The 10693-nt window shown below is 60.2% G+C and carries 9 protein-coding genes; 6 read left to right on the top strand and 3 right to left on the bottom strand.

What is annotated here, in order from left to right:
• Positions 1-88 precede the first annotated feature (88 nt).
• A complete protein-coding gene (locus GSF27_RS15395) occupies positions 89-943 on the top strand; it encodes a LysR family transcriptional regulator (RefSeq protein WP_160970765.1) in 855 nt (284 codons plus the stop codon).
• Positions 944-1208: 265 nt separating this feature from the next.
• Here GSF27_RS15395 and GSF27_RS15390 read toward each other — a convergent pair whose 3' ends face one another.
• On the bottom strand, positions 1209-1799 hold the full coding sequence (locus tag GSF27_RS15390; RefSeq protein ID WP_160970763.1) for an LON peptidase substrate-binding domain-containing protein: 591 nt from the start codon (positions 1797-1799) through the stop codon (positions 1209-1211).
• Between the two features lie 99 nt (positions 1800-1898).
• On the opposite strand from GSF27_RS15390, the gene GSF27_RS15385 reads away from it, so the two are divergent.
• The 5 genes from GSF27_RS15385 (at position 1899) to GSF27_RS15365 (ending at position 7628) form a co-directional block, all read left to right on the top strand.
• Positions 1899-2489 carry a glycine zipper 2TM domain-containing protein gene (locus GSF27_RS15385; RefSeq protein ID WP_160970761.1) on the top strand — a complete coding sequence of 197 codons (591 nt, stop codon included), beginning with the start codon at positions 1899-1901 and terminating at the stop codon, positions 2487-2489.
• A 59-nt stretch (positions 2490-2548) separates the two neighbouring features.
• On the top strand, positions 2549-2824 hold the full coding sequence (locus GSF27_RS15380) for a PepSY domain-containing protein (protein ID WP_160970759.1): 276 nt from the start codon (positions 2549-2551) through the stop codon (positions 2822-2824).
• Between the two features lie 32 nt (positions 2825-2856).
• A complete protein-coding gene (locus tag GSF27_RS15375) occupies positions 2857-3531 on the top strand; it encodes a response regulator transcription factor (protein ID WP_160970757.1) in 675 nt (224 codons plus the stop codon).
• A complete protein-coding gene (locus GSF27_RS15370) occupies positions 3515-4900 on the top strand; it encodes an ATP-binding protein (protein WP_160970755.1) in 1386 nt (461 codons plus the stop codon). The genes GSF27_RS15375 and GSF27_RS15370 overlap by 17 nt, the downstream gene beginning before the upstream one ends.
• 151 nt (positions 4901-5051) lie before the next feature.
• Positions 5052-7628, top strand: a complete 2577-nt coding sequence (locus GSF27_RS15365; RefSeq protein WP_160970753.1) for a TonB-dependent receptor — start codon at positions 5052-5054, stop codon at positions 7626-7628.
• 414 nt (positions 7629-8042) lie between these two features.
• On the opposite strand, the gene pssA is transcribed toward GSF27_RS15365, so the two are convergent.
• On the bottom strand, positions 8043-8879 hold the full coding sequence (gene pssA, locus GSF27_RS15360) for a CDP-diacylglycerol--serine O-phosphatidyltransferase (RefSeq protein ID WP_160970751.1): 837 nt from the start codon (positions 8877-8879) through the stop codon (positions 8043-8045).
• 440 nt (positions 8880-9319) lie between these two features.
• Positions 9320-10336: a ketol-acid reductoisomerase gene (gene ilvC / locus GSF27_RS15355; RefSeq protein WP_160970749.1), complete on the bottom strand. Its 1017-nt coding sequence runs from the start codon at positions 10334-10336 to the stop codon at positions 9320-9322.
• Between the last annotated feature and the right edge of the window lie 357 nt (positions 10337-10693).

Below are 10693 nucleotides of genomic sequence, written 5' to 3'. Positions count from 1 at the left end.
AGCGAAGCGTCCTAGCTCCTAGAAGCGAAGCGTCCTGTAGCGCCAGCGTCCTCAACCCTGTAGCGAAGCGTCCTTACTCACCCCTACCATGAAAAACCTATCCATCGACGCCCTGCGCGCCTTTATCACCGTCAGCGAACTGGGCGGCTTTACCCAGGCCGGCGAAGTGCTGGGTCGCACCCAGCCCGCCATCAGCCAGCAGATCAAAAAACTGGAACAGTTGCTGGGGCAGACCCTGCTGGTGCGCCGCGGCAGTTCCGTCACCCTGACCAAGGCAGGGCAGTCGTTCAAACCCTACGCGCGACAGATCCTCAACCTCAACGATGAGGCCATCGACCTGTTTAACGAGGAGTTGCTGGCGGGCAAGGTGCGGCTGGGCATTCCCAGCGAGTTCGCCTCCACCCTGCTGCCCAAGATCGTCGGCCTGTTTTCCCACTCCTACCCTAACGTCACCCTGGAGGTGACCAGCGACCTGAGCAAAAACCTGCTGCACGAGCGGCGACGACTGGATTTCGACCTGATCCTCGGACTGCACCGCGACCCGGAACAAATTGCCGCAGAAGACCGGGTCAAGCTGGACGAGCTGGTATGGGTCACCAGCGCCAGCCACGACACCTACCTGCAGACCCCCACCCCGTTGATCGTCGCCCCGGACGGCTGCATCTACCGGGCGCGAGCCATCGACACCCTGCGCCACAGCCACATCCCCTGGCGACTGGTCTACACCAACCCCGACCTGGCCGGCATCCGCTCCGCCATCGAAGAGGGGCTGGGAGTAACCGTGCTGGCCAAGAGCACCGTACCTGCCAACCTCCGCGTACTGCCCGTCAGCGACCGCTACCCCAAGCTGGGACAGATGGCCATCAGCCTGGTGAAACCGCAGCCAGCCTCCAGCCAGGCAGTGGATCGGTTGGCGGAGTATTTGTCGGCTTCTTTGAATTGATAGGGGAAAGGACGCTGCGCTACAGGATTCAGGACGCTTCGCTACAGGACGCGTTGCTACAGGATTCAGGACGCTTCGCTACAGTGGGGGAGGACGCTGACGCTACAGGACGCTTCGCTACAGGAAAAAAATGGAACCTTTAACGAAGCGCCGCCCTTGTAGGCCCCCCCTGTAGCGAAGCGTCCTGAATCCTGTAGCAACGCGTCCTGTAGCGAAGCGTCCTAAAGCCTGTAGCGCCAGCGTCCTGTAGCGAAGCGTCCTGCCCCTACTCCCCCTCCCCCAACCTTTCCACAATCACCGCCAGCTTCTCCAGCCGCAGTAACGGGTCACTGAGCGAGAGCAGGTTGACCCGCTCGGGCATGCTCATGGGCAGCAGCATGGCCAGTTGCCAGCCGAGGGTGCGGGAATCGGTGAGTGACGGCAGGTTCATGGCCTGTACAACCGGGTGTTGGGTCAGTTGTTGCTGCAGCTCCACCAGACCGTCGAAGTGTGGGGGAATGGGCAGCTCCGGCTCATCGGGCAACCACTCCACTTCCGCCAGGGTGAGGTTGCGCTCACCGATGCGGGTGCCGGTGACGGAGAACTTGCGCTCGCCGCGGATCTGGATACCCAGCAGGCCGTTGGGCATCTGGCTCCAGTCGACGATACGGGCCTCCACCCCCACCTGGAAGATCAGCGGCACGTTGCCCACCTCTTTGCCCTCGCGGATCTGCACCACACCGAAGGTACTGTCTTCCTTCAAACAGCGGCTGATGAGGTCCAGGTAGCGCGGCTCAAAGATCTTCAGCGGGATGACCTGCTGCGGGAACAGCGGCTGTGACAGGGGAAACAATGGGTAGTCGGTGGTGGCAGACATGAGTTTTCCGGCTTCGGTGGTTTGCTTCAGACAAGGTTCAGTTTAACGGGCTTAAGCTGTCACCAACAGTCAGAGAACAGCACCGCAAGGAGCCCTGTTATGAAAAGCCAACTGAAATCCCGCATTGCAACCGCCGTCAGCGCCTCACTGCTGAGCCTGGCAATGGCGACCCCGGCACTGGCAACTCCTCCCGGACACGCCTATGGCCACTACAAGGACAAGGGTTACAGCAATCATCGCGAAGACTTCGCCCGCGTGACTCACGTCGAGCCCATTTACGAAACCATCGCCCACCGTATTCCGGAGCAGAGCTGCTACATCGAGACCCGCTACGTGCCAGTCGAGCAGTCCCGCTCCCACACCCCCATGATCCTCGGCGCCATCATCGGCGGCGCCCTGGGTAATGAACTGGGCCACAACAGCAGCAACAAAAAAGTGGGCGCCGCGGTAGGCGGTATCCTCGGCGGCAGCATTGGTCGTGATATAGGCAACTCACGCAATCGCGACAGCGGTCACACCCGGGTTGTGGAAGAGGAAGTGTGTGAAACCCAATACCGTACCGAGCACGAGCAGCGTATTGTTGGTTACAATGTCGACTACCGCTACCAGGGTCATGACTACCGCACACAGACGGACTACGATCCCGGCAAGAGAATCAAGGTGGCGGTAAACGTGAGACCGATGCGCTGAATCAGCACCGCTCACCCGAATTCAATACCCCACAAGCAATACCCGTAACGGAGTGAGCCATGACGGCAGTCGATAAATTGTTCAGCAGCTTCAGCGCCATCCGCCGCCACAGCGGTCGTGTTTTGGCGCTTTTACTTCTGCTGACATTGTGTGCCGGCAGTGTTCAGGCTCAGTCCAACAAGGGTGCCGAGATCAGCCCCTCACAGGCAGCGGCCATTGCCCAGCAACGCTACCCCGGCAAGGTGGTGAGCGTGAAGCGCAACAATGGCAGCTACAAGGTCAAGCTGCTGCACGAAGGCCAGGTGCGCGTCGTCACCATCAGTGCCCGCAAGTAAGCCGACCGCCACCCCGAATAACAGGAACCGCCATGCACCTGCTGATTGTTGAAGACGAAACCCAGTTGCAACTGCAGATCCGCCGCCAGATGGAGGCGCTGGGCTTTACCGTAGACAGCGCCAGCGACGGCCGCGAAGGCCTCTACTTTGGCGAAGAGTACCGCTACGACCTGGCCATCATTGACCTGGGTCTGCCACACATAAACGGCATCGAGCTGATTCGCCAGCTGCGCGAGAGCGGCAAGGAGATGCCCATCCTCATTCTCACCGCCCGCGGTGACTGGCAGGACAAGGTGGAGGGTCTGGAGGCCGGTGCCGACGACTACCTCACCAAGCCCTTTCACCAGGAGGAGCTGCGCGCACGGGTGCAGGCGCTGGTACGCCGCTCCGCCGGCCAGGCCAGCAACAGCTGGCAGTTCGGCCCGCTGACCATCAATTACGACAAGAAACTGGTGCAACTGCAGGGGCAGACCGTCGACCTCACCAGCTACGAATTCAATGTGCTGGAGTACCTGGCCCGCAACCAGGGCAAGGTGATCTCCAAATCGGAACTTACCGAGTACATCTACGCCCAGGATTTCGAGCGCGACAGCAACACCATTGAGGTCTTTATCGGCCGCCTGCGCAAGAAACTGGAGAACGGCGAAGGCATGGGCTTTATCCACACCATTCGCGGTCAGGGCTACCGTTTTGAGCCGCAGGCCTGATTCGCCTTTCGGCTTTCTCAACTCGCTGCGCGGCCGCCTGATTGCCGCCAGCCTGCTGACCCTGCCACTGTTTACCGGTGCCAGCGGCCTGCTGCTGGAGCGGGCCTTCAAGGACAGCCTGATTGCCGGCGAGCTGGAACAGCTGCAGAGCCAGTTTTATGTGCTGCTGGGGGCCGCCGAGCTGCAGGACGGCGAGCTCTATATGCCCGAGCAATTGCCGGATCCCCGCTACAGCAATATCAACTCCGGACTCTACGGACAGATCGCCATAGCCACCGGCGGCGAGCCGGTCTGGCAAGTGCAGTGGCAATCCGGCTCTGCCCGCCTGCTGGACCAGCCCCTGCCAGTGAGCAAGGCCCCCTACCGGCTCAATTACAAACGCCTGAGCTCCGACAAGAAGCTGTTCCGCTTTACCCGCGACCTGCAGTGGCTGGACGCTGATGATCGCCCCATCTCATTGCGGGTGGAGATATTCCACAGCCGCGACAGCTACAAGCAGCAACTGAAAACCTACCGCCAGCAACTCTGGTACGGACTGGCACTGCTCTCCATGGGGTTGTTGCTGATCCAGCTGGCGATCCTCGCCTGGGGCCTGCGCCCATTGCGGCGCCTGACCCGGCAGATACGGCGCCTGCCCGGCACCCCCCGGCAACGCCTCAGCGGCCGCTACCCGGATGAGATCCGCCCCCTCACCGACAGTCTCAACGACCTGCTCGGCAGTGAACAGCAGCAGCGCGAGCGCTACAAGAACACCCTGGGCGACCTGGCCCACAGCCTCAAGACCCCTCTGGCCATCCTCCAGGGCGAGGTACAGCAGCAACAGCAAAACCTGCCCCTGATGCGTGAGCAGCTGGAACGGATGGGCGCCATCATCCGCCACCAACTGCAGCGCGCGGTGCTGCAGACCGACCAGAAGCGCCACAGCGACATCGACATCGCCCCGATAGCGGAGCGCCTGTGTGCCGCCATGAGCAAGGTCTACCGGGACAAGAACATCCACTTCGACATCGACATACTGGCCAACACCCGTTACCCCATCGAAAGCCAGGACCTGTTCGAAATGCTCGGCAACCTCATCGAGAACGCCTGCAAGTACGGTCAGGACCAGGTCACCATCCGTGCCGCCACCCTGGCGGAGAGCCTGCTGATCACCGTGGCGGACAACGGTCCCGGGGTGGCCAGCGAGCAGCGTCACACCATCCTCCAGCGCGGCGCCCGCGCCGACACCGCCCAACCCGGCCAGGGCATTGGCCTGGCGGTGGCCACCGACATCATCAGCGCCTATCGCGGCAGCCTTGATATCACCCGCAGTAAAAGCCTTGGCGGGGCCGAATTTCAGGTGCGCCTGCCTCTCACCAACCACCAGTAATGTAAAGTGCCACCAGCGTGAACTGATTCTCCTTTTCTTAACTACGACGAAAGTTTAGGATTAACGTCACTAACGGGACACGAATAGCCAGCAGGGCCGCTGCACAAAGAGCCGCTCCCCACAACGGGGACATAAGAGCCGAGCACACCCAATGAAGTTTCGACAAATACACGCCCCTGTGCGGGTGGTGGCCTTCGCTGTGCCACTGATTTTTGCACAGGCGGCACACCCGGCTGCCCTGCTGGAAGAGATCACCGTCAGCGCCCAGAAGCGCGACGAGAACCTGCAGCAGGTGCCCATTGCCATCTCGGCGTTCAGCACCAGTACCATCCGCGACCTCGGTGCCCGCAGCCTAACTGACCTGGGCAAGTTCACCCCCGGGGCGGAGATGCACAACGACTCCTCCACCCAGCCCGAATACAGCATCCGTGGTATTCACACCACCGACTTCACCGTTGGCTCCGAACCGGCGGTAGCGGTCTATGTGGACGGCATCTACTCCGCCCGCGGTGCCGGTGCCGAGCTGATCTTCAACGACCTGGAACGGGTGGAAATCCTCAAGGGACCGCAGGGCACCCTGTTTGGCCGCAACGCCACCGGCGGCGCCATCCACCTGATCACCAACAAACCGGTGCAGGAGACCAGCGGCAGCGCCACCCTGTCTATCGGCAACTACCAGCAGCGCAATGTCGACTTCGTCTACAACACGCCCCTGACAGACACCATCGCCATGCGGGTCAGCGGTGCCATCAACCGTCGCAATGGCTACCTCAACAACCTCACCGGCGCCGACATGAACAGCGTCGACGACCAGAACCTGCGCCTGTCACTGCGCTGGCAGCCCAACGACCGCACCGATGTCACCTGGCGGGCGGACTACAGCCACATGGACCAGAACTCCGGCGCCGTCTACACCACCACCGGGAGTGTGTATGACGCCGGCGGCGTGAATGAACCGTTCGATCCCTTCGGTGATATCGCCGTCGACCTGGACTCGGTGGAGCAGCGCGAACTGTTCGGCACCTCGCTGGAAATCCAGCACGACTTTGAACACTTCCGCCTCACCTCCCTCACCGGCTATCGCACCATGAACGCCGGTTTTATCAACGACGAGGATGGCTCTGCCGATATCCAGCACCGCTTCCACTCCAACAACACCGACGACCAGGACCAGCTGTCGCAGGAGTTTCGTTTCAGCGGCGAGACCGAGCGTCTGAAGTGGACACTGGGTGCGGTCTACAACCGTGAGCATGTGGATCACACCACCCTTACCGAATACAACTACACCACCTTTGAAACCTTCGCCCTCTACCAGGGTGCACTGGCGAACCCGGCGCTGGTGGGACTGGGGCCGGACGCAGAGCCCTTCGACATTGCCGAGCGCACCAACCTGATCCGCTCCCTCAACCAGGCCGGTGCCAACCCCGGCTTCAACGGCACACTGTTTCCAAACGGCTACAACATCGACGGCCTGTTTATCAGCAGCTTCCTGGTGGGCAGCAGCTACTACGGCAATCCGCAGAACTTCCAGCTGAACAACATCCTGGTACCCGCAGCGGTGGCCAGTGGTTGCGGCCTGCCCGCCAGCGACACCAACCTGCTGGCCGTGATGGGAGCCACCAGCCCCAGCACCGCAGTCGGCTGTGCGGTGCTGCCCATGATCCAGGCGCGCCTGACGGAAGATCCCTGGCAGGAGACGGTTCGCAACACCGGCACCTTTGAGAGCAGTGCCCTCTACGGCGACTTCACTTACGCGCTGACGAAGAAACTCAACCTCAGCGCCGGTGCCCGCTATACCTACGATCGCAAAGAGTTCACCATCGCCACCGGCTACAACCCCAACAACTACTTCTTCAACGACATCAATGGCGATCCGCTGCTGGTGGGCTTCTCCTTCTACGCCGACGGCATCAACCACAACTTTGTGCCGGTGAAGTACAAGGACAACTGGGATGCGGTCTCCGGCCGACTGGTGCTGGATTACGCGCTGTCCGATGACGCTATGGTCTACGGTTCGGTGGCCAGCGGCTTCAAGTCCGGCGGTTTTAACAGCCTCAACATCGGCAGCGGTATCGACCCCTCCTTCGATGAAGAGACCGTTATCAGCTACGAACTGGGCGTGAAGAGTGACTGGCTGGATGGCCAGCTGCGCCTCAACGCCGCCACCTACTTCTACGAGTACGACAACAAACAGGACCTGATCCTGGCCGGCGAGCCGGTAGCCACTTATTACGTAGCACTGGTGGACGCCAGGGGCAGCGGCGCCGAACTGGAGCTGATGTGGAGCGCCACCGACCGCTGGCTGTTGGGTGCCAACTACAGCTACCTGGACACCGAGATCACCAACGACCACAGCGCCGCCATCACCGCCCAGGACCGCAGCGGCCAGCCGTTGGCGGACACCCCGCAACACAAGATCAACCTGGTGGCGCAGTACACCCTGCCGCTCAGCGACCTGGGCGAGCTGGTGACACGGGTGGATGGCAACTGGACCGACGAGCGCCTTTCGCAGGTGAGCTACCAGGCGGTGGATGACTACCAACTGTGGAACGCCCGCGCCACCTTCACCCCCACCGGCAACCGCTGGGCCCTGTCCGCCTGGGTCAACAACCTCACCGATGAAGAGATCATCGGCGGTTATATCGGCCCCGCCAGCGCCATTGGTTCGCATACCGTGTGGCGTATGCCTCCAAGGATGTATGGGGTGGATTTGAGCGTGCGGTTCTGACGCCAGTTGCACGACGCTAAAGCTCCTGTCGTCCCCAAGCAGTACGGGATTCCGCTGATCCATACCTTGTCATCCCCGCGCACAAGGTGAATTGCAGTGTGGCTGCAAGAGAGGGCACTCTGGGGTGGGCGGGGATCCATTGACCTCCCCCCCGTCACCCCCGCGAAGGCGGGGATCCATTGGGTCGAGCGGGAATAATATACAGCCAACTGGGTTCCCGCCTGCGCGGGAATGACATAACAAGAGGGATGGTATCCCTACCTACGCGGGAATGACAATGCAAGAGAGACTGGATTCCCGCCTGCGCGGGAATGACAGAGCGCTAAGAATGGACTCCCACAGACAACCACCGCGTTCCGCCAATAAAAAACCGGCCAATGGCCGGTTTTTTATTGGCGGATAACAACCTTCTGATCACCCGCTCTTTTTATTCCGCAGCGACCAGCCCCACATCACCAGCCCGGACGCCGCATACAGACCAAACAGTGCCAGCAGGATACGCGGTGGGTCAATCGACACCACGCCGAACACCAGTACCACCACCAGCATCATCACAAACGGTACCCGGCCACGCAGGTCCAGCTTCTTGAAACTGCTGTATTTGACGTTGGAGACCATCAGCAGCCCCATCAGCGCGGTGATAACACCCGCCACAATGGAAGGCCGGCCGGACATGCCCACGTCGTACCCGGCCCAAACCATACCCGCCACCACTGCAGCCGCAGCCGGGCTGGCCAGGCCAACGAAGTAACGGCTGTCCACCGTACCCACCTGGGTGTTAAAACGAGCCAGCCGCAGGGCCGCGCCAGCCACATAAACAAACGCCGCACCGATACCGAACTTGCCCAGATCCACCAGCGCCCACTGGTACATCACCAATGCAGGCGCCACACCAAAGGAGACCATGTCCGAGAGGCTGTCATACTGCACACCAAATTCACTGGTAGTGTTGGTCAGACGCGCCACACGGCCATCGAGACCGTCAAAAATCATCGCCGCAAAGATCGCCAGCGCCGCAAATTCAAAATGGCCCTGCATGGCAGACATAATGGCGTAGAAACCACTGAACAGCGCCGCCGTGGTAAACAGGTTTGGCAGCAGGTAAATGCCCTTGCGGCGTACCTTCTCACCGTTCTCCTGCACCTCTTCCACATGCTCATCCACCGGCAACAGCGTCTCATCCAGCAGACTGCTGCTGCGTGGCTTGCCCTCCGGCGTGGATTTATCGTTTTCCTGCTTGTGATCGCTCATACAACCTCTGGGTCAGAACTGGCATATCAGGGGCAGCATCATACTTGTTCTCACCGGGGGAGCCCAGCCCGCTATGGAGATTAGGACGCTTACGCTACAGGGGCCAGGACGCTTCGCTACAGGATTGCGAACGCTGGTGCGTGATTTATCGTAGGAGCCCGGTCCTCCGGGCGATCATTGACCGCGTTAAAAGATCGCGCAGGGGATAAGGTGAATTCCGGTGCAACCGGAAGATGAGATGGTCTGGGCCACTGCACGCCTACGAAAAAGGATCGCGCGGGGGACTGCGCTCCTACAGGGCGGGGCGCAGTGTCCTGTAGCGAAGCGTCCTCAAGCCCTGTAGCAATGCGTCCTGTAGCGAAGCGTCCTGCCCTCCATAAACAAAAAACGCGGCCCGGAGGCCGCGTTTCGCATCGTTTTAAACCGAATTTAAGAAAAACTTAGTTCTTGGTTTTGTCGATGATTTTGTTCGCTTCGATCCATGGCATCATGCCACGCAGCTTCTCACCCACTTGCTCGATTGGGTGCGCAGCGTTGTTGCGACGACGAGCGGTCATGGATGGGTAGTTGGTCTGACCTTCAGCGATGAACATCTTGGCGTACTCACCGTCCTGAATACGCTTCAGGGCGTTGCGCATAGCCTGCTTGGACTGCTCGTTGATTACCTCTGGACCAGTCACGTACTCACCGTACTCCGCGTTGTTGGAGATGGAGTAGTTCATGTTGGCGATACCGCCTTCGTACATCAGGTCAACGATCAGCTTCAGCTCGTGCAGACACTCGAAGTAGGCCATTTCAGGGGCGTAACCGGCTTCAGTCAGGGTTTCGAAGCCCGCTTTAACCAGCTCAACACAGCCGCCACACAGAACCGCTTGCTCACCAAACAGGTCAGTTTCGGTTTCGTCTTTGAAAGTGGTTTCGATGATACCGGAGCGGCCGCCGCCCACGCCCATGGCGTAAGACAGGGCAACTTCTTTAGCCTTGCCGGAAACGTCCTGCCAGATAGCGATCAGGTCAGGGATACCGCCGCCGTTAACGAACTCGTTACGTACGGTGTGGCCTGGGGCTTTAGGAGCGATCATGATCACGTCCAGGTCAGCGCGTGGCACAACCTGGTTGTAGAAAATGGAGAAACCGTGAGCGAAAGCCAGGGTAGCGCCCTGCTTGATGTTTGGCTCGATCTCTTCGCGGTACAGCTGGCCCTGGAACTCGTCAGGAGTCAGGATCATAACCAGGTCAGCCTGGGCAACAGCGGTAGGTACATCAGCAACTTTCAGACCGTGAGCTTCAGCCTTGCGCACAGAGCTGGAAGAAGGACGCAGACCAACGGTCACGTCAACACCGGAATCTTTCAGGTTACAGGCGTGGGCGTGGCCCTGGGAGCCGTAGCCGATAACGGCAACTTTCTTGCCCTGGATAATGGACAGGTTACAGTCCTTATCGTAATAAACTTGCATGATGCACCTCTCGGAGTAAACGCGGGCCGCCCGTGCAGCCCGCTCTATAAGCCTGATACTGTCGCCGGGAATGGCTCAGGAGCCACCAGGGGACAGTTTGACGGCGCGCAGTGTACGCCATCCTTCATGTTGCGTAAAATGAACTATTTGCAATACTACGTTTACAATTTTGCAACACAGAAGCGGTAAGCGGCATAATTACGAGCGCTAACACCCCCTGAACCGTCATTGCGAGGGGCGGGGTTTGCCCCGAAGCAACAAGGTGAATTGCCCAACGGGCAAGAGAGGGTGATGTGGATCATCCATGTACAGCACGATGTAGCCAAGCTGTGCCAGACATGGGTCGCCACGCTGCGC

Source organism: Pseudomaricurvus sp. HS19 (genome assembly GCF_009857815.1).
GTDB lineage: Bacteria > Pseudomonadota > Gammaproteobacteria > Pseudomonadales > Cellvibrionaceae > Pseudomaricurvus.
Note: the sequence above shows the minus strand (reverse complement) of the source record. Positions and strands in the feature narration are given on the sequence as shown.

Bases quoted from the DNA above. Each gene is read 5' to 3' on its own strand.
- GSF27_RS15365 (WP_160970753.1), top strand. From the start codon at position 5,052: ATGAAGTTTCGACAAATACACGCCCCTGTGCGGGTGGTGGCCTTCGCT.
- pssA (WP_160970751.1), bottom strand. From the start codon at position 8,879: ATGAGCGATCACAAGCAGGAAAACGATAAATCCACGCCGGAGGGCAAG.
- GSF27_RS15380 (WP_160970759.1), top strand. From the start codon at position 2,549: ATGACGGCAGTCGATAAATTGTTCAGCAGCTTCAGCGCCATCCGCCGC.
- GSF27_RS15395 (WP_160970765.1), top strand. From the start codon at position 89: ATGAAAAACCTATCCATCGACGCCCTGCGCGCCTTTATCACCGTCAGC.
- GSF27_RS15375 (WP_160970757.1), top strand. From the start codon at position 2,857: ATGCACCTGCTGATTGTTGAAGACGAAACCCAGTTGCAACTGCAGATC.
- ilvC (WP_160970749.1), bottom strand. From the start codon at position 10,336: ATGCAAGTTTATTACGATAAGGACTGTAACCTGTCCATTATCCAGGGC.
- GSF27_RS15385 (WP_160970761.1), top strand. From the start codon at position 1,899: ATGAAAAGCCAACTGAAATCCCGCATTGCAACCGCCGTCAGCGCCTCA.
- GSF27_RS15390 (WP_160970763.1), bottom strand. From the start codon at position 1,799: ATGTCTGCCACCACCGACTACCCATTGTTTCCCCTGTCACAGCCGCTG.